The following is a 22,848-nucleotide window of genomic DNA, read 5'->3' on the forward strand; positions in this document are numbered from 1 at the left end:
AAGTGTGGTATCGGTATCAACGGACGAATTGTCTGACAAGTCATATTTTTGGCAGAGAATTCGGTTGATCTGTAGCGCGGACCTGCAATTATACGACAAATTTGCCGCGTTGGCGAAGTTTGCGGTACCATAACGGGCACAGACCCGCGGAGAGGATTTCAATGCATATCGCCCCAGCCCGTGTCGTCACGCAGCCGTCCGACGATTCCCGAAGCACGGTATCGCCGAGCTGGTCGCGCCTGATCGCGCGATTTGCCGTTGGGGTTTCGCTGGCGACGATTGCGACGAGCGGGTTCGCAGCGCCGATCGCGACGGTCGATCGCAACGGCAGCCTGGTTTCGATCGAGGCCTATGCCCCCAACATCGTCCGAGTGACGATCGCGACCGACCGCGGGCAGGTCGACGCCCCCCCGGGCGACGGTCCCAACGCCAAGCCCAATGCCGCAGGCTGGACGCACCGCAACGACGGAGGCGCCGATATCTTCACGTCCGCCGCGCTGTCGCTTTCGGTCGATGCCAAGCCCTGGCCCAAGGCCCCCACGCAGATGGAGCGCTATTTCGCGCCATCGCTGCCGCCGGTGTCGGTGACGATCCGCAAGCCCGACGGCACGATGCTGACGCAGATGACCGGGTGGGAGATGGGGCCGCATACCGTCAACGGCGAAAAGACGTTCCGCGTCGGTGCAAGCTTCGCCTCCCCCGCCGACGAGCATTATTACGGGCTGGGCCAGAACCAGGAAGGCAAGCTCGACCTGCGCGGCCGGACGATCGACTGCCGCCACAATTACGATGCGCCCGCGGGCGAGACGGTCTGCGTGCCGTTCATGGTCACCAACAAGGGCTATGGCATCGTCTGGGACAATCCATCCTCGACCGTCGTATCCCCCGGCCTGCACAGTGCGACGCACTGGCAGTCGGAAGTCGGCGAGCGCGTCTCTTTCTTCGTCATCACCGGCGCGACCACCGACGAGATCTACGCCGGCTACGCCACGCTGACCGGGACGACCCCGCTGCCGCCAAAGGCCGCGTTCGGGCTTATCCAAAGCAAGGCGCGGTACGAGACGGAGAAGGAACTGCTCGGCATCGCTGACGGGTATCGCAGCCGTGGCCTGCCGCTCGACATCATGGTGCTCGACTGGTTCTACTGGTCGCGCATGGGTCAGCTCGACATCGACCGCACCTATTTCCCCGACCCCAAGGGCATGAACGACAAGCTCAAGGCGATGGGGATGCATTCGATCATTAGCGTGTGGCCGCGGTTCGAAAAGGAATCGCGCTACTTTAATCTGCTGTCGAGCAAGTCCTGGCTGCTGAAGGACAAGGATGGCAACGCCGTCGACGGACTGCCGATCCGGTCCGATCGTGCAGGCGCCTTGCTCGACAGCACCAACCCCGATGCGCGCAACTGGTTCTGGGAGCGAATCCGCGACAATATCGCCAGCCAGGGCTTCGACTGGTTCTGGCTCGACGAGACCGAGCCCGATCTGGTGCCCGACGGCAGCTTCTATTCGATCGGCTCGGGCGACCGTTATCACAACGTCTTCCCGCTGCTCCACACGATGAGCGTCGCGGACGGGTCGGCACGGGATCGCCCCACGATGCGCAACCTGATCCTGTCGCGCGCCGCCTATCTGGGCGCCCAGCGCAATGGCGGGCTGTTCTGGTCGTCGGACATCAAGTCGACCTGGGAGGCGCTGCACCGGCAGGTGCCCGCCGGGCTCGGCTTCACCGCGAGCGGCATGGCCTATTGGGGCAGCGACATCGGCGGCTGGCAGTGGCCGAACGGGCCCAAGGCGACCCGTCCGGTGCTGCTCGATCCGGCGGGCGCGACCGCGATGGCGCCCGACTATGCGGATTATCCCGAGCTGTTCACGCGCTGGTTCGCCTATAGCGTGTTCACGCCGACCTTGCGGATCCACGGCCAGCGCCCCGCCACTGCGCTCTGGGAATATGGCACAGCGGCCGAGCCCGTTCTCGCGAACTTCCTGAAGCTGCGCTATTCGCTGATGCCCTATATCTATTCGCTCGGGCGCCACACCTATGAGAGCAATGCGCCGATGATGCGCGCGCTGTTCATGGATTTCCCGAACGATCCCAACGTCGCCGACATGGGCGATGAGTATATGTTCGGCCCCGCCTTCCTGGTTGCCCCCGTCACCGAACAGGGCAAAACCAGCCGCCAGGTCTATCTGCCAGCCGGGGCGGACTGGTATGATTACTGGACCAACCAGCGCTTTACCGGTGGGCAGACCGTCACCGCGAACGCAGCGATCGACAGGATCCCGCTGTTCGTGCGCGCCGGGTCGATCATCCCGATGGGCGTCCAGGTCCCGAGCACCGCGACGGCGCAGTCGCTTGAGGCCATTCGCGTCTATCCCGGCGCGGATGCCAGTTTCGCGCTCTACGACGACGATGGCGTGACCAATGACTATCGGACCAAGGGCGGACGCAAAGCGACCCTCCGCTGGGACGACAAGAGCCGGCGCCTGACCGCGTCGGGCAAGCTGCCGACCGGGCAGGACGCCGGGTCCCTGGTCCAGATCGTGGCACCGAAGTGATCGGTAGCCGCGTCGCCGCACGGCTCCTGACCGGGTTACCGACGGCAGCGCACGCGCGCTTTGACGGCGTGCCCGTCAGATCCGTCGCAACCCCGTGAGCAGCGACCTCAGCCGTCGGTCGGTGCTCGCCGGTATAGCTGCACTCGGACCCGCAACCCATGCGCTCGCGCAGAGCCCGATGGGGCTGGCGCGGGGCCCGGTGCAGCCGACGTGGCAGTCGCTGGTCGATCACTATCGCTACCCCGAGTGGTTTCGTGATGCCAAGCTTGGCCTGTGGTCGCATTGGGGCCCGCAATCGGTACCCGAGCAAGGCGACTGGTATGGGCGCTTCATGTACCTGCAGGGCCATCCAGCGTACGAACATCACCTCAAGACCTATGGCCATCCGACCCGATCGGGGATGATGGAGGTGATGAACCGCTGGACCGCAGCGCGCTGGGATCCAGACGCGCTGATCGCCCGCTATGCCAAGGCGGGGGCGAAATATTTCGTCTCGCTCGCCAATCATCACGACAATCTCGACTGCTACGACAGTCGCTATCACGCCTGGAATTCGCTGCGCGTCGGGCCGAAGCGCGACGTCGTCGGCATCTGGGAGAAGGCCGCGCGCAAGGCCGGGCTGAAGTTCGGCGTCTCGAACCATGCGGCGCATAGCTGGCACTGGTATCAGACCGCCTATGGCTATGATCCGATCGGGCCGCGCAAGGGACAGCGTTACGACGCGTTCACGCTCCGGGCCGCCGATGGCCACGGCACCTGGTGGGACGGGCTCGATCCGCAACAGCTCTATACGGGCGCGCACGCGGTCCTGCCGAACGGCATCGACACGATAGCCGCGATGAACGCCTGGCACGATGCGCATGACGGCCAGTGGATCGAGACCCCGCCGCCGAACGACCCGTCCTATGCCGCGAAATGGCTGCTGCGGCAGACCGACCTGATCGACAAGTACAAGCCGGACTTCTGCTATTTCGACGATTACGAGCTGCCGTTCGGCCCGATCGGGCTCCAGGCGGCGGCGGACTACTATAATCGGTCGATCGCCTGGCACGGCAAGATCGATGTCGTGCTGACCGCCAAGCAGTTGAAGCCCTATGCCCGGTTTGGCCTGGTGCAGGACGTCGAACGCGGCTTCACCGACCATCTGTGGGACGAGCCGTGGCAGACCGATACATGTATCGGCGACTGGTTCTACAATGTCGCGCGCCTGAACGACAAAAGCTACAAGACCGCCGAGCAGGTCATCCAGCGGCTTGCCGACGTGGTGTCCAAGAACGGCAATCTGCTGCTCTCGATCCCGCAGCCCGGCGACGGCTCGATCGACGGCGAGGAGGAAAAGATCCTCGACGGGATGAGCCGCTGGATCGCGATCAACGACGAGGCGATTTTCGGCTCGCGCCCATGGCGGATCTACGGCGAAGGCCCGACCAAGCTGCAGACGGGCATGCAGAACGAGCAGTCGTCGGGGGTGTTCACGCCGCGCGACGTGCGCTTCACCACGAACAAGGGCGCGCTCTATGCGCTGTTCCTCGGCTGGCCACGCGGCGACGTGACGATCGAGGCGCTCGCACGCCACCGCTTCGCCGACGGCGTCGTCGAGCGCGTAACGTTGCTCGGCGGCGACCGCATAGCGCACCGCCGCGACCCGCACGGCCTGCATTTCGCAATGCCCGCCGACCGCGGCGACGGCTTCGTTCCGGTCGTGAAAATTGAGGGCCGCGGCCTGATCTAGGGCGTCGGGTTTCTCGGTGCTCGGCCATTGCTCCCCCTCGAGCGGGCGTTCGAAGGTAGAATACGCGGTCGCCACCAGCTTCGCAGCCAGTTATATCCGGAGAAACCTGGGTAGCGCAGCGCCAAACTTATTGGCGGGGCGGGATGAAAGGATGACGAGGGGTGAGCAATCTGGACTGGGCGCGCCCGCTTGCCGAGCGTGCGCGGGTGGACTCAGCAACGTTCGAAGCCGAAATCCTCAACCGTGGTGAACCGGTAGTCCTGCGTGCTCAAGTCTCCACCTGGCCGTCGGTTGCGGCAGCAAGCGGCGGTGCCCGGAGCGCAGCGCAATACATGGAGAAGTTCGACGGTGGTGTCCCCGTTCAGGTGATGGCGGGGCGGCCGGAGATACAAGGCCGCTTCTTCTACGACGATGCCGTCCAGGGCTTCAACTTCAACCGTCAGATGGTTCCGTTGCAGTTGCTGCTGTCGGAATTGCTTCGGTTTGAAAACGATCCCGCGGCGCCCGTCCTCTATGCTGGGTCTGCGCCGACAGGACAGCTCCTGCCCGGCTGGAGCGAGGCAAACCCGCTCGACCTGACGCTGCCTGGCGCGAAGGCGCGGGTGTGGATCGGCAACGCGACGCGGATTTCGACGCATTACGACGGATCGGCGAACCTGGCGTGCGTCGTCGCGGGCCGTCGCCGCTTCCTCCTGTTCCCACCCGAGCAGCTCGAGAATCTCTATGTTGGGCCGCTCGATCATACGATGGCGGGGCAGCCGGCGAGCATGGTCGACCCCGATCAACCCGACCTGGAACGCTACCCGCGCTTTGCCGAGGCGATGCGCCATGCGCTGGTCGCGGACCTTGGGCCCGGCGACGCGATCTTCATTCCGGCACTGTGGTGGCATAATGTGCGCTCGTACGAGCCGCTCAACATATTGGTTAATTATTGGGCCGAAGGGCACGAGGCGACGAGCCCGTTTACCGCGATGATCCATGCGCTGATGGCGGTACGCGACCTACCGCCGCGCGAACGCGCGGTATGGCGGAAATGGTTCGATCACTATGCGTTCGACGACGCGGCCGAACGGGTGGCCGATCACCTGCCCGAGGCAGCACGCGGCGTGCTCGGGGCGGCGTCGCCATCGCGGACGGATCGCATCAAGCAGTATCTCCTCCACGCACTAGGCGCGCGATAAGCCTTCCCGGCGTCACCGCTGCCGGCCGGACGTCAGGCCGCAGTGCGACCGATCTGGTCAAGGAACTGCTGGTGCGAGGGCATACGGTCGACCGCCAGCCGCATCGCATTTGCGATGTGCGTCATGCGCTTGTCGAGTTCGCCTTCGGGCAGCAGATCGGCGAGCGGATGGTAGCGCCTTGGAACAAGCCCCTGCCCGTGCATGACCGCGAGCCAGCTCGTCTCGCTGAACAGTTCATTGTCGTGGCGATATAGCCGGCCATTCTCGCGAAATATCGCGATGCGCTCTTCGAGCGACGTGGGCAACGCCATGCTCCGGCAGTACCGCCACAGCGGCGAATCATCGCGGGTCGTGGTGGCATAATGCAGGATGATGAAGTCGCGCACCTGCTCATATTCGACGCGCGTGCGGCGATTATAATAGTCGATGTCGTGCTGGTTAAAGCGACGATCCGGAAAGTTGGTCAGCAGGCGCGCAATGGCTGACTGGATCAGGTGGATCGATGTCGATTCGAGCGGTTCGAGAAAGCCGCTCGCGAGACCGAGCGCCACGACGTTGCGGTCCCAGGCCTTGTGCCGGACGCCGGCCTTGAACTTCAGGAAGTTGGGCTCCGACAGAGGATCACCGTCGAGCGCGGCGTTGAGCCCAGCGAGCGCTGCATCATCGCTCAGGTGATCGGAACAGTACACGTAGCCGTTGCCGGTGCGGGACTGGAGCGGGATGCGCCATTGCCAGCCGGCCGCCTTGGCGGTGGCCCGGGTGTACGGAAGCGGGTCGGTGGTCCGGCGGCAGGCGCGCGCCACCGCGCGATCGCAGGGCAGCCAATGGCTCCAATCCTCGAAGCCGGCGCCAAGCGCTTCGCTGATCAGGAGGCCGCGAAAGCCCGAACAGTCGATGAACAGGTCGCCCGCAACGCGGCTGCCGTCCTCCAGTGTCACCGCCTGGACATGACCATTGCTGCTGTCGAGGGCGACATCGACGATACGCCCTTCGGTGCGCCGCACGCCACCGGCCTCGGCCCGCTCGCGCAGGTAGCGGGCGTAGAGCGATGCGTCGAACTGGAACGCGTAACTGATCGTCCCGAGCGGCGAGCCGGCGCGGCTGTGGTCGGGACGCTGAAAGCGCTGGGCCCGCGCGGCGTCGGCGCCGATGCTGAATCGATCGAGTTCGAGGGCCCCGCCGAGCTGAGCTTGACGCAGCCAGAAATGATGGAAGTGCAAACCCTCCATTTCCTGACCATAGGTGCCGAACGGATGAAAATAGCGGTCGCCGATGCGACCCCAATCGACGAACTCGATCCCCAGCTTGAACGTCGCGGCCGTGCGGCGGACGAAATCGTCCTCGTCGATCCCGAGCAGCCGATTGAAATATTGCAGGTGCGGGATGGTCGCTTCGCCGACGCCGACCGTGCCGATCGCCTCCGATTCGATCAGCTCGATCTCGACCGCGTGGCCCAGGACGCGGGACAGGGCTGCAGCCGCCATCCAGCCGGCGGTGCCGCCACCGACCACCACGATCCTGCGAATGGCAAGTTCGTCCATCGGTCAGCCCTCCGTCGCGGCGCAGTAGGACGCGATGAAGCTCGCATGTGTCGGCATGCCGGATGCAGCGTCCTTCATCGCCGACGCCATGGATTGCAGGCTATTCGCCACGTCGCGCGCGGGCAACGCCGCGACGATCGGATCGCACCGTTCAGGCATGATCCCCTGGCCCAGCATCACCGCCACCCAGCTCGGGCGGGCAAAAAGCTCGTCATCATAGCGGAAGATGCGCCCCGTTTCGCGGAACAGCTCCATCTTGTGCCGGAGGCTGTCCGGCACGCTCATGCTCCGGCAATAGCGCCAGAACGGCGTATCGTCCCTGTTCGTCGCGACATAGTGCAGCACGATAAAGTCTCGTACCTGCTCGAATTTCTTCTGCATGTAGCGGTTATATTCTACTCGGAGTATATCGGGCATATCCCCGTTGGGAAACAGCGAGATGAAGCGGCTGATTCCTTCCTGGATCAGATACAGCGACGTCGACTCAAGCGGCTCCAGAAAACCAGCCGCGAGCCCGATAGCGATACAATTGCCGCGCCAGAACTGCCGCCGATGCCCCGCCTTGAAACGGATCGCGCGGGGTTCCGCAAGAAGCGCGCCCTCGACCCCCTTGCGCAGGACCCGCTCCGCTTCGTCATCGTCCATGAAGCTGCGGCTGTAGATGTGGCCATTGCCCACGCGGCGTTGCGTCGGAATCCGCCACTGCCAACCGGCGGGGCGCGCCGTGGACCGGGTATAGGGCGGGGGCGGTCCGACATGCGCGCTTGGCACCGCCAGCGCGCTGTCGCACGGCAGCCAGGCGCTCCAGTCGACGAAATCGATGTCCAACGTCTGCCCGGTCAGCAGCGCGCGAAATCCCGTGCAGTCGAAGAAGAAGTCGCCCTTGACCTGCGCACCCGAGTCCATCGTCACGGCGGCGATGCCGTCGCCCTGCGCGGTCCGGTGAACCGCGTTCACCACGCCCTCGATGCGCTTGACGCCCCGCTTCTCGGCATACCGCCTCAGATATCGTGCGTAGAGCGTCGCATCGAAGTGATAGGCATAGCGAAGATGCGAGAACACCGATCGCGGGTTCGGGTCGGGCAGGGCGAAGCGACCCGCGCCGGCGGCGACCGCGGAGAGGCTGTAGTCCTCGATTGGTGCAGTGCCGCCATCCCTGTTCAAGCGCAGCCAGTATTGGTGGAAGTCGATCCCCTCCATGTCGACACCGTGCTGACCAAAGGGATGAATGTAGCGGTCGCCCTTGTGACCCCAGTCGACAAACTCGATCCCGAGTTTGAACGTCGCCTCGGTCGCACGCATGAACTCGGCTTCGCTGATGCCGAGCATCTGGTTGAAGACCAGCATGTCCGGAATGGTAGCTTCTCCGACCCCAACGGTGCCGATCGCGTCGGACTCGATGACCGTGATGGACACGTCCTTGCTATCGACAAGGCTGGAAAGCGCGGCGGCGGTCATCCAGCCGGCCGAGCCGCCGCCGACGATGACGATGGATCCTAGGGGGGCCTGCGTCATTTTCGTGGATCCTGGCGGAGATAGCGTTCCAGTTGCGTCATGTAGACGTGGTTCGACGGCAACGCGGCGGCGGCAGTCGCGACCTGCTGTGCCGCATCGTCGAGATAGCGGCGGACCCGCTTGGCATCGGCGCGGTCCGCCAGACGATCATGGCGTCGCGGACGTCGGCCGATACCGAAGTGCATGATCAGCCAGTCCTCGGGATGAAAGGGCTCGAGATCGTAGGAGACGAGCAACCCGCGTTCGGCGAACATCGCGAGCTTGTGCTCGAGCTCCGCGTCCGGCGTGTCGCGGGCCGCGCGCCAGAAATCGCTGTCCGGCAAGGCGGACGTTTCGAGAAGCGCGCGGGTGAAGCGCATCGCATGATCGTGATCCTCGCCATGCCTGCGGTTATACTCGCGTTCCTCGACGGTCATCGACGCAGTCGAAACGGGGATCAGCGTCATCAACCGCTCGATGTCGCGTTCGAGCAGCATCATGGGCGCCGGCGTGAGGGGCTCGACGATGCCGGCCGCGTGCCCGATACCGACACAGTTCCCCGCCCAGGCCCGACGGCGCCGCCCGAGCGTCGCAGACGCGCTCAGCCCGCCTCTCGCGTTGCACGACGCAGTTGCATCGGAGACCGTCAGCGATCGCGTCGACCCACGCAGCGGGGTCTGTGCCGCCCAGCCCTGGTCGTGAAACGAAACGCTGCGAACCGGCGGGCCAAGCCGGGCCTCGGCCACGTCGTCTGCGGAGATCTGCAGCGCGCGCCCGCCCAGCCACGCGGGATCGAGCCGAGATAGAAGTTCGGCCGACGGTCCGCTGCAATCGAGATACAGGTCGGCCGTCACCATGTCGGCACCATCGAGCGCGATGCCGGTGATCGCTCCGTCGCCCACCGCGACCCGGGTCAGCGCCCCCTTCAGATGGTGGATGCGGCCGGGCGGTACGGCGGCGGCGAAACACCGGGCGTGGCTTGCCGGGTCGAAATGGTAGCCATATTCCGCACGCGCCAGCGGCTGCTGACCGGCAGCACCAGGTGATCGCGGGGGATGCGCAAACGTGCCCCGACTTCCCGCGACTGCACCGAGCAGGAACGGGTCGAGCCGCGTCATGCCCTGCTGTACCATATACTGGTGCATCAGGACGCCGTCGATCACCGGCAGCGCCAGGTTGAAGCACTGGATCCAGGATCGCCCGCCTTCAGCCCAGTGCACATATTTGCTACCCCAGGAGAAAGCGGCGGAACTGCCGAGTACGAGAGCGGGCTCGGTGACACCGGCCGCCAGGTTGAACGCATAGCTGCCTGGACCGGACACTGTGCCGTAGAAGAGGTCGGCGCACCGGTGATCGCTATCGATCTCTGCAAACGTGATCCGCACCGTGTCCGGCAGCTGGCGCGCAAGCATCGCCACCGTCATCCAGGCGGCAAGCCCTCCACCGCAGACCACGATGTGCCTGATGTCGTTACCCGGCGTAAATGCAACAGGTGCCCCCGGTGCGCCAATCAAGCCCCGGCAACGGCGAGACGCGCCGCTCCTCCGCTTTCCCGGATAAAGGCGGTATGATCGGGTGTCCGCCGTACCGCAGCATCGACCTTCGCGCGCACGTCCGTTGCTCTGGCCGTCAGAGCATCGACGCTCATGTTCTCGACGCGCGGATCATGCCGGTCGGGAACGAGATTCTGACCCAGGAACACCGCGACCCAGCTCGGCGACAGGAAAAGGCCGAACTCGTATTGGATCAGGTGACCGCGGCTACGCCAGGCCTCGATCCGCTCGGACAGGCTGTCGGGAAGGCGAAGATTGCGGAAATGGCGCCACATCTCGGAGTCGTCGCGTTGCGTTGCGACGTAATGCAGCAGCAGGAAGTCGCGGATGCGCTCATAGTGAAGGCCTATGCGGCGGTTATATTCCGCGATGTCGCGCGCCGCGAATCCCTTGTCCGGGAAGACCGCGAGAAGTTCGGTGATGCCATCCTGGATCAGGTTGATCGACGTCGACTCGAGCGGCTCGAGGAAGCCGCCTGCTAGCCCGATCGCCACGACGTTCTTCTTCCAGAACTCGCGCCGCCGCCCCGTCGTGAACGACAGCCGGCGCGGCTCTGCCTGCATCGGTGCGTCGAGCCCGGCAACGAGCTGATCATGTGCCTCGTCATCGGAAATGAAGCTGCTGCAATAGACATGGCCGTTGCCGACACGGTGTTGCAGCGGGATCCGCCACTGCCACCCCGCGGTGCGCGCGGTCGCCCGGGTGAACGGGCGCAGCGCACCATTGCTTTCCGTCGGGACCGCGATCGCCCGATTGCACGGCAGCCATGCGCTCCAATCGTCATAGCCGCTTTGCAGGGCGGTCTCGATCAGCAGTCCTCGAAACCCCGAGCAGTCGATGAACAGGTCGGCGGATAGCGTCGTGCCGTTCGTCAGCACGACATTGCGCACAAAGCCGGTTTCACCGTCCTGTACGACCCTGACCACCCTCCCCTCGGTGCGCGACACCCCCCTTTTCTCGGCAAAGCCTCGGAGAAATCGCGCATAGAGCCCCGCGTCGAACTGATAGGCATAACCAAAGGTCGACTCGACGGCGTCCAGGTCACCAGAGGGCCGTCGAAAGCGGCCCTGCTCCGCGGCGATGACCGGGTAACTATATTCGTCGATCCGGCTCCGGTCTCCCGATTGGCGCAACTTCAGCCAGTATTGATAGAAGGGCACGTCGTTGGTCGTCGGCCCGAAATCACCGAACGGGTGGATATATCGATCGCCGCGGCGGCCCCAGTCGCAAAACTCGATCCCCAGCTTGTAGGTGGCCTCCGTCGCCCGCATCATTTCGGCTTCGTCGATGCCGAGCGCGAGGTTGAATGCACGAATATGCGGCAGCGTCGCTTCGCCGACGCCCACGGTGCCGATCTCGTCCGACTCGACCAAGGTGATCGCTGTCGGGAGCCCCGCCAGCTTGGCGGCCAAGGCGGCCGCGGCCATCCATCCTGCGGTGCCGCCCCCGACAATGCAGATGCTGCTAATGTCAGACTGTTCTGCCACGAACGCCCACCACGTATCTTGCGGGTGCACCACAATATGGCATCGCCGCTGCCCCTCCTGTTCCCCGCGCCTATTGGCGCCTTACGCCTGATTAAAGCCTGAGCGCGGGAAGGCAAGCGCGGTCGCGAACGTCGGCAAGTGATTAAAAGACAAGCATTCTGTCGCAATATTCAGCTCTTGATTGTCGCAGAAAGCGGACGTAGCATTACTCTTACATTTGACGACTGGTCGTGATGACGAGCTCAAAAGCTTAAATCACTCAGAAGCTGGCGCAGGTGAGGAGGAAGCCCGGGACAAACCGGACAAAGAGGGGATGCTGTGATGCAAAATTCGGTTTTTCCGGCGTTATCAAGCTCGACCAAGCGCTTTCTGCTTTCGACTTCGGCGCTCTCGATAGCGTTGATCGGGTCACCAGCCATGGCCCAGACGGTTTCGTCACCGGCAAACGAGCAGACCTCGCCGCCGAAATCCGGTTTGCCGGATACCGACCCGGCGACCGCGCCTCAGACGACCGAGCTCGACGAGACGACGACCGAGGACATCGTCGTAAGGGGCATCCGCGCCGCACTCGAAAGCGCGAAGGACATCAAGCGCAACGCCGACACGGTCGTCGACTCGATCACAGCCTCCGACATCGCCACCTTGCCCGATCTGTCGGTGGCAGAGGCGCTCGGGCGCGTCCCGGGCGTGACGATCTCGCGGTTCGCGACCGGCGGCGCGTCGCCCGATTTCCCCTCGCCCGAAGGCCAGGGCAACCTGATCCGCGGCCTGGGCTTTGTCCGCTCCGAATTTAACGGCCGCGACGCGTTCAGCGCCAATGGCGGGCGCGTGCTCGATTTCTCGAGTATTCCGCCGGAGCTCATCGGCGCAGTCGATGTCTACAAGAACCAGACGGCCGATCTCATCGAGGGCGGCATCAGCGGCACGATCAACCTGCGCACACTAGAGCCGTTCGATCGCCAGAAGCCGTTTCTCGCGATCTCGGCGGACAATACCTACACCGATCTTCGCAAGAAATCGTCGCCGTCGGGCAGCATCACGGGCGGCAGCAGATGGAAGACGGGGATCGGTGAATTTGGCGTGGTAGCGTCGGTTTCACGGTCAAAGCTGAGTTCGCGTATCAACGGCTGGCAGCAGAATTCGCCGTTTCCACGCGTGCTCGACGCAACCGGCAATGTTCCGCAGACAAGCCTGACCGGCGCGGCGAAGCTGTCCGAGTTCACGGGCGTGGATCCGTCACGCATCCTTGGTACGACGCCGGGATTTCAGTTGCGTACGAACGATGTCGATCGTGATCGTCGAAGCTATTACGGCGCGCTGCAGTGGAAGAATGACACGCTGCAACTCACGGCCAAGTATATCCGGGTCGAGGAGGACACGGACAGCATCGAGCGGACGTTCGAGTGGTTCCCCGAGCACGATACGGGCACGACGGCAGGGATCAGCAATCTCAAGGTCAAGCCGGGCTTCGGGTCCGACGGTGTCGCGATGTGCAGCGGCGCGGGCGGCTTTCCCTCGAACCCGGGCGACTGCGAGACGCTGATCCCGATCCGCGGCGGTCTGATGGAATCGGGCTTCGTCACCAACCGGATCGATGCCTGGACGGGCGCGGTGGGATCGCCGGTCGGATCGCTCGGCATCGGCAGGACGGAAGAGAGCAAGACCGAGGATTTCAGCCTCAATCTGCGGTGGCAGCCGACCGAACGCCTGCTGGTGACGGTCGACGGGCAATATACCAAGGCAAGCGCACGGCAGCGTCAGATCTGGGGCGGCTTCAACACCTATCTCGACTGGCAGATTGCGCCCGATCTCGATAACCCGCGGATCGCCTTTTCGGTCAACCCGGCCCATCGCTTCAATCCGGGCAATACGCGCTTCAGCGGTGACAGCGATGCCAATCCGCTCGCATCGCCGACATCCGCCGGCGATCTGAACGGCGCGACCTGGCAATTCGCGGCCGACCAGTTCCAGGTCGGCAAGGGCGATCTCTACGCCTTCCGTGCCGATACCGCGTACGACGTGTCGGGGAGTGACGGACTTGCCGGCTGGTTCGACAGCGTCAAATTCGGCGGTCGCTACTCCGAGCGGAGCCAGACGAACTCGGAAATGGCGCTGAACTGGGGTGCCATCTCGCCTGCATGGGATGGCCGCGGCGGTTACGGCGTGGTCGGCACCTTTCAGGAACCGACCAAGGCTGCAGAAGCCATCAGCTTCGCCAACTTCTTCCGGGGCGGCGTGGTCGAAGGTCCGAACCAGACCTTCGTCTTTGCGAACTCCGCACTTCTCAACGACTATTCCGCATTCCGCAAATATCTGAACGCAGAGCCGCAGCTGGCAAACGGCAATTACAACTGGGTGCCCAGGGGTACGGACGACGGCAGCAAATTCGGGGTCCCCATATTCCGCCCCGAGGACACGTCCAACATCACGGAGCAGACGGCGAACGCGTACGCTCGCCTTGATCTCAAGCACGAGTTCGACAACGGCATGTCGATCGCCGCAAACTTCGGCGTCCGATACGTCCGCACCAAATTGCGATCGACCGGGTTCCAGGCGTTCCGGCCGTTCGTGGCCGATGCCCAGACACCCGCGTTTGCGGACACCGATGGCGATGGTGTCCTGGAGCGGACCAGAACCGATGATGCGGAGAGCCGCGACGATCCCGCGGACTTCCTGCCCCAGTCGATCGCGTACGGGGCTCAGGCGGCCGTACCGATCAGCTTCAAGCAGACCAACGAGAACTGGCTTCCGTCCTTCAACCTGCGCTGGAATGTCGACTCGCAGCAACTCGTGCGGTTCGCGTACAGCAAGGGGCTGAGCCGGCCGAACGTACAGGATCTGCGTGCGTCGCAGGAATATGTCGTGACCACGAACCGCGTGAACTTCCCGCCGATCACCGATGAGAATGACCCGTTGTTCGGCATCGATCGTGGTGCCCAGAACATCACGGCAGGCGACATCCGCGTGAATCGCGGAAACCCGCTGCTGCGACCGACCACGGCCGACAGCTTCGATCTCTCGATCGAGCGCTATTTCCGCGGGGGATATTTCTCCGTCGCCGGATTCTACAAAAGCTTGTCGAATATCGTCACGAATGGCGATCTGGCGTTGGGAACGACGACGCTTGACGGGCAGACGGTCAATATTATCTACAATGGCCAGGTGAATCAGGCCAAAGCGAAGGTCAAAGGCATCGAGGTCAGCTACCAGCAGTTCTTCGACAAATTGCCGGGCGTGCTGAGCCATCTCGGCTTCCAGGGAAACTATACCTATATCGACTCGTCGACGACACCGCCTGCGAACGGCGTCGACAGTGATGGCGACGGGAATGTCGATGACCAGACGACCTTTTTCCGGTTCGGCGTCGATGATCTTCTTGGACAATCCGATCACATCCTCAACGTGGTCGGAATTTATCAGGACTCCGCGCTCGAGATGCGTCTGGCGTATAACTGGCGCTCGAAATATCTCACGACCTACCGCGACTATGTGACGGGCAACCCCGTCTACAACTCGGCGGCCGGGTTCCTTGACGCTTCGGTTCGATACAGGATCGGCCCCCTGACGCTGCGCACGTCAGTCGCCAACATCCTCGACACGAAGAGCAAGGCGCGCGTTCAAATCGACCAGAGCGGACAATTGTATGATCGGTTCAGTTTCCTGAACGATCGGCGAATCGTCTTCGGCATCCTGTTGCAGTATTGAAGCTATGCGATCGGGACGGTCGAAACCGTCCCGATCTCCTTTCGTGATGGAGGGCATGATGAAATATGCAGTCCTGATAGTAGCGGCATTGATCTGTACCCCGGCTGTTGCGCAAAAGGGGTATAAGGCAGCGAAGGCTGCAAGTGACGTCGGCTATCAGTCGTCTATTGGCGCTGACGGCAGGGTAACCATCGTCTATACTGGCGCGAAGGGCGCAAAGCCCGATGATGTCGCCAAATTCGCCATGTTGCGGGCGGCGGAACTCACCCAGGATGCGGGTAAGGAGTGGTTCGCCGTCATCAAGGCCGAGACGCGCGACCTTGCTGCTGGTGGCGGCTCCGACCTGCGCGACAAAACCGGCCCGAGCTTCTCGACAGGGACCGGCGCCAGCGCTTCTATGGGTTCGGCCAGTCAGGCGGGCAGCCCTCCAGGGGTGGCCGATGCAGCCGTGCCAAATGGCCCTACGACGGGTGGTTTTGGCGGCGGTGACGTTCCCTATCAGGTGTTGGAACGCTGGCGTCCGAGCCAGTCTGCACAGACCACGGTCGTGATCCAGATGGGATCGGGCGACCAGGCTACATTCCCAGGACTCAACGTGCAGCCGACAATCTATGCTGCTGCGGACGTGATCGAACAGATACGGGGAAAACGCAAATAACGAGCAGCGTGCCGATCGGACACCCTCGATCGACCGGTACATTGGTCGCTAACACCCCCCCTTGGGGCGGCGCACGGCCGCCCCGTTTTTTCGTGGGACGCAGGCTCGGTCGGGTCGGGCGGCTCCGACTTTCGGCGATCGACTATCCGCGATCCTGACAAACCAATGCGAGAGAAAGCCAGCGGGCGCCGGATGAGACGCGCCCCGTTTTTCCCCTCGATTTGGAACCGGGATCCGCACTCGGAATGGACGGGTAAAGCAGCAAATCATTGGCATTCTGAAGACGGGCGCGGTGGTGACGCATGGGAAGCTATGGCAGAGAGGCCGGGAATGCAGGCGTTTGTTCGGCCGCATCTGCAGGTCAAAGCCCCCCCTGTCGCACGACCGCGCAGATAGTCGGCTCGCCGGTGAGATACGGATCGACCGGCACCTCCGCCGGAACCGATACCCGCGGCACCGCCCTTGACGCGGCCGCAGCGAGCCATTCGTCGCCGCCGTCCCTGCGCCGGGTGGAGCCGTCACCGCGTGTCGAGACGCGCCCGTAGATCGGTCGCTCGCAGTCCGATGGTGAGCCCGCGAACGTCGCGGCGATGTTGCCGTAGGTCGACGGGTCGCGACCGTCGAGGCTGAGCCGGTCGTTGAGATAGCACGCTGTGGACCATGCCGCTTCCGGGCTGGGCGTCATCGCGATGATGCGTTTGCCCCAGTACATCCGCAAATTGTTGTGCATCCAGCCGTCGAGGAGGAATTGCTTCTGGCAGGCATTCCAGGTCTCGTCGCGCGTTTCGCCGTGGAGCATCGCGCTCAACGTCTCCAGTTCGGGTCGGCGATCGGCGGCATGCTCGGCGAGTGTGTCGACTGCCCAGCCGGCGACGCGGTCGTAGCGCTCCGGCGCGGCAAGATTCCGCGCCTGGTAGTGGAACCACTCGCGCCATCCGAGGAGCTCGTCGGCGAACTTTGCCTTGTGCTTGCTACCTGCATCAACCGCGGCGACCGCGGCCATCACCTCGCGCGGGCCCAGCACGCCAAAGTGCAGATAGGGCGACAATCCGCTGGCGCCGTCCGCGCGCGTGGCGTCGTTGCGCGCTGCGGCATAGCCGGGCAGCACCTCGGTCACCAGCCACCGCAGCCGTTCCTCTGCCGCGCTCCGGCCAGCCGGGTGCAGGTCGCTGACCGGCACCGTATGATCGATCGCGAGACTGGTCACCAGCGCGTCGAGATCGCATGTGTCCAACCTGTCCGGCGTGAAGGGCAGCGTCCCGGCGTAAGCGGGCTGTTCCGGCACCGCCTCCTCCGTCTCCACCCAGTTGGAGCGCTCGGGTTCGTGGCGTCGCAGGAACCCCGATCGTCCACGGATGTCGCCGCCCAGCACGGCCGGGGGCACCAGGCACGCGGCCTCGACCGCATAGACCGGCGCCGCGGCGCGGGCAGCGACCCTATCGGACTGCCAGCGGGCGACAAAGGTCGGCTGGTCCTCCAGCACAATCGCCGCCGCATCGGCGCCAAGCCGGTGCACGAGACCTTTTTCGCGGTGCCCAGCCCGATCGACGTGGTGAACGCAGGCCAGACCACGCTTCGTGCACCCGGTACCAAGGTCGCGGCTCGCCGCCAGGATAAAGTGGTGCAGCCGGTCGGAGGCATAGGGATAATCCTCGCGCACGCCGTGGTACACCAGGACCGGCAAACCGAGCGCGTTGCCGAGCAGAATGCTCGCATCGATCACCGGATTGTCGCGAGCCCGCAGCGCCTGCTGCAGCCAGCACAGGACGTAACGGCCGCTGACGTTCACCGCGCGATCGTTCAGCGCCCGCACCCGTGGGGCTTCTCTCCAGTCGCGAAGACCGGCAGGCAGAACGGCCGTCACCATCCCATGCTGCCCGGTATGCCCTTGAACGGTCCCACAACGTCCGACGTGATCCAGCCGCCATAAAATCCGCCGGGCTGCGGGACCATCTGCTCGCCGTCCACCATGCATGTATCGAGCGGACCGGCGTAGAACGCGACATGGTCGCGCAATACCGCAAAGGCCGGCGTCGGCTCGGGATAGCTCCACGCCACGTCGCGCAGCACTTCGCCGCCGATCGCCAGGTGCCAGTAGACGGCGTGGCCCTTCCACTCGCAGAACGAGCGTCGCTCCGAACGGCGAAGCAGGCCTGGACTCAGAGCGTCGGGCGGCAGGTACCAGCTGGGCGGATGACTGGTCTCCAACGTGCGGACAGCGCGGCGCGTATCGGCGACGAGGACACCGCTATGCTCGATACGGATCCACCGCTCGCTCGCTTCGGCAACGGCCGGGCGGGGAAAGCGCCACACGCTCTCCTGGCCCGGCGCGAGTGAAGGATCGCGGTCGTTGTCGCTCACCGGCGACGACCGAGCCAGATGCCGATACCCGCAAGGCCGAGCACCGCGATACCGGACGTCGCAGCCGCGACCTTGCGCCCCCGATGCGGATCGCGCCGCCCGCCATCCGGACCGGCGGGAACGCCGGGCTCGAACAATACCCCGTCGCTGTCGTCGCCGTCGGGTGCGCGCGCTGACCAGGTGTCGAGGAAGCCGCTCAGGATCGCCGCCAGCAGGTTCGGCGCCGCGAACTCCCCCAGCTTGAACGCCATTGCAGGCGCACCGACTGCGGTGAGGTTGCGGGGTCGCGTGGCCAGCCGCACGACGGCCTTCGCTACCGTCTCGGGTGCGAGCGAACCCGGCGGCAACGCGAGCCGTGCGCCCGTATAGTTGCCGGCATGGTCGACGCCGGGCGTGTCGACGAAGGTCGGACAGACGTCGCATATATGGATGTGCGGGCGCTTCGACACCTCGCCGCGGAGTGCCGCACTGAACCCGCGCAACCCGAACTTGCTCGCCGAATAGGCCGCCGCATACGGCGTCGCGACGAAGCCGCCGGCCGAGATCATGTTGACCCAGGTGCCGCGATCCTGCGCCAAGAAGATCGGCAGCACTGCGTGCACATCATTCATGTGAGCGACGAGGTTGACGTCGACGACGCGCGCATGGTCTGCGATCGGCACGTCCTCATACCGGCCGAGCACGCCGACGCCCTCGCAGCTGAACCACAGGTCGATGCCACCGAGCAGGTCGCGGGCCTCGGCAGCGAATGCCGCCACTGCGGCTGCATCGGTACAGTCGACGGGTCGGACAATCGCAATTCCACCCGCCGCGGCACAGCGGCTAGCGACGTCGTCCAGCCCTTCCCTGCCGCGGGCACCCAGGACGACCCGTGCGCCCGCCGCCGCGAAGGCCACCGCCGTCGCCGCGCCAATACCGCTCGATGCACCGGTGATCACCACCCGGTGTCCAGCGAGTGTGTGATCCGCGCTCATTGGACCATGCTCGGGGTGCTTGGCCGCACTGCGTCGGCTAGAGGACGCTGTGGCGTCGGAGGGGCTGGACTGTAATCATGCATAGCCGCTTAACGTTCTAAAAGCGCTGCGGTGTCCTACGAGCGCCGCAGAACCCATCTCACCGTATCGGGCTCGAGCTTCGAGAGGTGCTCTCACTACGGAATACCGGACAATTTTGAACGCGACGCAGGTGCGTGCGTTGGTGTTGCTCGAGACGGGGCGCGCGCCCTTGGAACGCAAGGACACGAGATGGCAAAGCCCTTTACGATTGCAGTACCCGACGAGCGGCTCGCCGGCATCAACGCCAAGGTCGCATCGTTCGACTGGGGCGCGCTGCCGGACGCCGGAAGCTGGACGTCAGGGGTCGGGCTTGCGGATCTCAAGCGGCTCGTGGACCATTGGCGCATGCGGTTCGACTGGCGCGCGCAGGAACGTCGGCTGAATGCTCTACCCCAGTTCACGACGGAGGTGCTGGGCGAAAAGCTTCACTTCATTCATGCGCGGGGCGATGGGTCGCGCCCACCCCTGCTCCTGCTGCATGGCTGGCCGGGCTCGTTCATGGAATTCGAGGCGCTCATCGCGCCATTGGTCGCCGACGGCCATGACGTCGTCGTGCCGTCGCTTCCGGGCTACGCCTTTTCCGGGCGCCCCGCCGCGCCGATCGGACCGCGCCGGACGGGCGAGTTGATGCACGGTCTGATGACCGAGCTTTTCGGCGATGCGCGCTATCTGGTGCAAGGTGGTGACTGGGGCGCGGCGATCGGGAGCTGGATGGCGCACGATCATCCCGAAGCCGTGGCCGCGCTGCATCTCAACATGGTTCTCCTTCAGGCGGCGGACGTATCGCCGAAGACGCCCGACGAACTCGCTTGGGCGGCCCGACGTGCTACGCTGGCGAAAGAGGAAACCGGCTACGCACAGGAGCAAGGCACGCGTCCGCAGACGCTCGGCATTGCCATGTCGGACAGTCCCGTCGGCGTTGCCGCCTGGATTCTGGAAAAGTTCGGCGCTTGGGCGGACGTTCCGCGTGATGAACAGGGTAGGCCCGATCTCTGGCAGGCGTTCGACGAAGATACGCTCCTCACCAACATCATGCTGTACCTTGTCGAGGGGTCCTTCATCACGTCCACTTGGATGTATCGCGGCCGTATGCTGGAGGGTTCGGGCGAACTTCCGGCAGGCAGCCGTGTCAAGGTGCCCACCGGCGTCGCAGCCTTCCCCGACCCCGTCTTCCCGCCGCCCCCGCGCTCACACGCACGCAAGACCTACAACATCGTTCACTGGAACGAGATGGAGGCAGGCGGCCATTTCGCGGCGCTCGAACAGCCTGGGGTACTGCTGGCGGATATGCGACGCTTCTTTGCCGACCAGGCCTCCTCAAGGGCGCGCAGACGGCGTCGGATCGCCGGCGCGGCGGGTGTCATCGGCGTTGCCGCCCTTGGATTTTGGACGTTAGCAGACAGTCATCGACGCCCGGACGATACCCAAGCCCGGCATCGCGCGACCTACCCGCCACTCGATGTCCCGAAAGTCTTTGCCGAGGGTGTCTGGATCGTCGACAGCGGACCAATAAACGCGATGGGGATAGCGCTGCCCGTGCGCATGACGATCATCCGGCTCGAAAATGGCGATCTCCTTCTACATTCGCCGACCCCCTATTCGGCCGAGCTGGCCAAGGCGATCGAAGCGCTGGGACGGGTACGGCATCTCGTTGCCCCCAACATCGCGCACTGGACATACATTGCCGATTGGCAACGGGCCTATCCGGATGCGACCACCTGGGCCGCGCCAGGGCTGCGGGACCGGGCACAGGTCCGCGCATCGTCGGTGCGGTTCGATGCCGAACTCGGTGGAACGGCCCCGGCCGAATGGTCGGACACACTTGATCAAGGCATGGTGCCGGCAGGGGCTGGCTTCAACGAGATTTGGTTCTTTCACCGGCAGACCAAGACGCTCGTGCTCGTCGACCTCATCGAAAACCTCGATGCTGACAAGCTGCCGCCTGTCACGCGGCTATTGATGCAGGCCTCCGCTGCCACGGACGGCACGACCGCACGGTACCTTCGGCTGCCAGTACGGCTAGGCGGCGCGGACGCTAGAAACGCGGTGCGAGCGATCGTGGCGCTCGAGCCTGACCGGGTGATCTTCGCTCATGGTCGGCCGTTCGACACCAATGGTGCGGCACGACTGAAGCGTGCTTTCGAATGGCTGATCTAGGCCAGCTTTAGGGCAGCTTCCGTGCCTAACTGCAGCGCTGCACCGCGCACATGCCCAACGCGATCGAGGCAGTTCAGAAGAGTGATGCACGCTGCGCCGAAACGGTTTGCGCGTTGCGCATCGAAGACGTTCACAAGGAGTCACCAATGTCGTTTCCCCGTCCGTACGTCGCGTCCCCGCTCCGGTATGACAGCGGCATGCCCTATCGACGCACCGGCCGAAGCGGGCTGAGGCTCCCGGCAATCAGCCTGGGGCTGTGGCAGAACTTCGGCGGACAGGATGTGTTCGAGACGGGGCGAGCCATCCTGCGGCGGGCATTCGATCGTGGCGTGACCCACTTCGATCTCGCCAACAATTACGGCCCGCCCTATGGCTCGGCGGAGGAGAATTTCGGTCGCGTCCTCGCCTCTGATTTCGCGGCCCATCGCGACGAACTCATCATCTCGACCAAGGCGGGTTGGGACATGTGGCCCGGACCGTATGGCGATGTCGGTTCATCCAAAAAATACCTGATTGCGAGTTGCGACCAGAGCCTCAAGCGGATGGGCCTCGACTATGTCGACATCTTCTATTCACACCGGGTGGATGCCGCGACCCCGCTCGAGGAGACGATGGGCGCGCTGGTGCAGCTCCATCGACAGGGCAAGGCACTGTATGTCGGCATCTCCTCCTACGAGCCGGGGCTGACCCGCCGTGCGGCCGAGATCCTGGCCGCGGAAAAGGTGCCGCTGTTCATCCACCAGCCCAGCTATTCGATTCTTAACCGGTGGATCGAGCGCGACCTGCTGGCGACGCTGGAGGAACTGGGCGTCGGCTGCATTGCCTTCTCACCCTTGGCGCAGGGCATGCTGACGAACAAATACCTCCAGGGCGTCCCGCAGGATGCGCGAGCCACCCGTGACGGGTCGCTGTCACAGGCCTTGCTCACGGATCAGAACCTTGCTGCCATCCGTACCTTGAACGATATCGCGGGTGAGCGTGGACAAACCCTGGCCCAGATGGCGATCGCGTGGGTCTTGCGCGACCCGCGCGTCACGTCGGCGCTGATCGGCGCCCGCACGGTCGAACAGCTCGACGACTCCCTCGACTCGCTGAAGACGCTCGACTTTTCCGCCGACGAACTCACCGCGATCGACAACGCGGCCGACGATGGCGGCGTCAATCTCTGGTCGGGATCATCTGACATCACTGCTCTACCGGCAGCGCAAGGAGTGCCCGCCTGAACAACGGCCAGGACGACCGCCTTCGGGACATTCCAGGCGACGTTTGCGCGCCCAACCTTCGGACATCTGTTCATGCCCGGTTACCTTCGCCGACAGGGGTGCAAACAATTCTAAAATTCGCGAATTCGTGATCTCTTTGGGTA

Annotated in this window: 14 protein-coding genes; 7 read left to right on the top strand and 7 right to left on the bottom strand. The window is 64.3% G+C overall.

Annotation, left to right across the window (positions count from 1 at the left end; translation table 11 throughout):
* Window positions 1-161: 161 nt before the first annotated feature.
* From SOM18_RS03375 to SOM18_RS03385, 3 genes are all read left to right on the top strand, one after another.
* Window positions 162-2,558: a TIM-barrel domain-containing protein gene (locus SOM18_RS03375; protein WP_081874374.1), complete on the top strand. Its 2,397-nt coding sequence runs from the start codon at window positions 162-164 to the stop codon at window positions 2,556-2,558.
* A 94-nt stretch (window positions 2,559-2,652) separates the two neighbouring features.
* Window positions 2,653-4,290, top strand: a complete 1,638-nt coding sequence (locus tag SOM18_RS03380; protein ID WP_031441393.1) for an alpha-L-fucosidase — start codon at window positions 2,653-2,655, stop codon at window positions 4,288-4,290.
* Between the two features lie 161 nt (window positions 4,291-4,451).
* Entirely contained in the window at window positions 4,452-5,471 is a 1,020-nt protein-coding gene (locus tag SOM18_RS03385; RefSeq protein WP_037527568.1) for a cupin-like domain-containing protein, read from the top strand.
* Window positions 5,472-5,503: 32 nt separating this feature from the next.
* Here the strand turns inward: SOM18_RS03385 and SOM18_RS03390 are convergent, their stop codons facing one another.
* Genes SOM18_RS03390 through SOM18_RS03405 form a run of 4 tightly spaced genes read right to left on the bottom strand, consistent with a single transcriptional unit; the run spans window position 5,504 to window position 11,579 of the window.
* Window positions 5,504-7,012, bottom strand: coding sequence for a tryptophan halogenase family protein (locus SOM18_RS03390; protein ID WP_031441395.1), 1,509 nt, complete (start codon window positions 7,010-7,012; stop codon window positions 5,504-5,506).
* Window positions 7,013-7,015: 3 nt separating this feature from the next.
* Complete coding sequence (locus SOM18_RS03395; protein ID WP_320481281.1) at window positions 7,016-8,527, bottom strand: tryptophan halogenase family protein; 1,512 nt, start codon at window positions 8,525-8,527, stop codon at window positions 7,016-7,018.
* Entirely contained in the window at window positions 8,524-9,960 is a 1,437-nt protein-coding gene (locus SOM18_RS03400; protein WP_031441397.1) for a tryptophan 7-halogenase, read from the bottom strand. The genes SOM18_RS03395 and SOM18_RS03400 overlap by 4 nt, the downstream gene beginning before the upstream one ends.
* 56 nt (window positions 9,961-10,016) lie before the next feature.
* Window positions 10,017-11,579 carry a tryptophan halogenase family protein gene (locus tag SOM18_RS03405; RefSeq protein WP_320481282.1) on the bottom strand — a complete coding sequence of 521 codons (1,563 nt, stop codon included), beginning with the start codon at window positions 11,577-11,579 and terminating at the stop codon, window positions 10,017-10,019.
* Window positions 11,580-11,963: 384 nt separating this feature from the next.
* Between SOM18_RS03405 and SOM18_RS03410 the strand changes: the two genes are divergently transcribed.
* Entirely contained in the window at window positions 11,964-15,251 is a 3,288-nt protein-coding gene (locus SOM18_RS03410) for a TonB-dependent receptor (RefSeq protein WP_052380975.1), read from the top strand.
* Window positions 15,252-15,309: 58 nt separating this feature from the next.
* Window positions 15,310-15,909, top strand: coding sequence for a CC0125/CC1285 family lipoprotein (locus SOM18_RS03415; protein ID WP_152555525.1), 600 nt, complete (start codon window positions 15,310-15,312; stop codon window positions 15,907-15,909).
* A gap of 361 nt (window positions 15,910-16,270) precedes the next feature.
* Here the strand turns inward: SOM18_RS03415 and SOM18_RS03420 are convergent, their stop codons facing one another.
* Genes SOM18_RS03420 through SOM18_RS03430 form a run of 3 tightly spaced genes read right to left on the bottom strand, consistent with a single transcriptional unit; the run spans window position 16,271 to window position 19,244 of the window.
* Window positions 16,271-17,722 carry a deoxyribodipyrimidine photo-lyase gene (locus SOM18_RS03420; protein ID WP_320481283.1) on the bottom strand — a complete coding sequence of 484 codons (1,452 nt, stop codon included), beginning with the start codon at window positions 17,720-17,722 and terminating at the stop codon, window positions 16,271-16,273.
* A 47-nt stretch (window positions 17,723-17,769) separates the two neighbouring features.
* On the bottom strand, window positions 17,770-18,270 hold the full coding sequence (locus SOM18_RS03425; protein ID WP_031441402.1) for a DUF427 domain-containing protein: 501 nt from the start codon (window positions 18,268-18,270) through the stop codon (window positions 17,770-17,772).
* Entirely contained in the window at window positions 18,267-19,244 is a 978-nt protein-coding gene (locus SOM18_RS03430) for an SDR family oxidoreductase (protein ID WP_031441403.1), read from the bottom strand. The genes SOM18_RS03425 and SOM18_RS03430 overlap by 4 nt, the downstream gene beginning before the upstream one ends.
* Window positions 19,245-19,514: 270 nt before the next feature.
* On the opposite strand from SOM18_RS03430, the gene SOM18_RS03435 reads away from it, so the two are divergent.
* Window positions 19,515-21,482, top strand: coding sequence for an alpha/beta fold hydrolase (locus SOM18_RS03435; RefSeq protein WP_320481284.1), 1,968 nt, complete (start codon window positions 19,515-19,517; stop codon window positions 21,480-21,482).
* Between the two features lie 146 nt (window positions 21,483-21,628).
* The gene (mgrA, locus tag SOM18_RS03440; protein WP_031441405.1) at window positions 21,629-22,705 is read left to right on the top strand and encodes an L-glyceraldehyde 3-phosphate reductase; all 1,077 of its coding nucleotides are present in this window, start codon (window positions 21,629-21,631) and stop codon (window positions 22,703-22,705) included.
* The last annotated feature ends 143 nt before the right edge of the window (window positions 22,706-22,848 follow it).

It is taken from the genome of Sphingomonas sp. CFBP9019, assembly GCF_034045155.1.
Classification (GTDB): domain Bacteria; phylum Pseudomonadota; class Alphaproteobacteria; order Sphingomonadales; family Sphingomonadaceae; genus Sphingomonas; species Sphingomonas aerolata.

Bases quoted from the DNA above. Each gene is read 5' to 3' on its own strand.
- SOM18_RS03410 (WP_052380975.1), top strand. From the start codon at position 11,964: ATGGCCCAGACGGTTTCGTCACCGGCAAACGAGCAGACCTCGCCGCCG.
- SOM18_RS03435 (WP_320481284.1), top strand. From the start codon at position 19,515: ATGGCAAAGCCCTTTACGATTGCAGTACCCGACGAGCGGCTCGCCGGC.
- SOM18_RS03390 (WP_031441395.1), bottom strand. From the start codon at position 7,012: ATGGACGAACTTGCCATTCGCAGGATCGTGGTGGTCGGTGGCGGCACC.
- SOM18_RS03375 (WP_081874374.1), top strand. From the start codon at position 162: ATGCATATCGCCCCAGCCCGTGTCGTCACGCAGCCGTCCGACGATTCC.
- SOM18_RS03415 (WP_152555525.1), top strand. From the start codon at position 15,310: ATGAAATATGCAGTCCTGATAGTAGCGGCATTGATCTGTACCCCGGCT.
- SOM18_RS03430 (WP_031441403.1), bottom strand. From the start codon at position 19,244: ATGAGCGCGGATCACACACTCGCTGGACACCGGGTGGTGATCACCGGT.
- SOM18_RS03395 (WP_320481281.1), bottom strand. From the start codon at position 8,527: ATGACGCAGGCCCCCCTAGGATCCATCGTCATCGTCGGCGGCGGCTCG.
- mgrA (WP_031441405.1), top strand. From the start codon at position 21,629: ATGTCGTTTCCCCGTCCGTACGTCGCGTCCCCGCTCCGGTATGACAGC.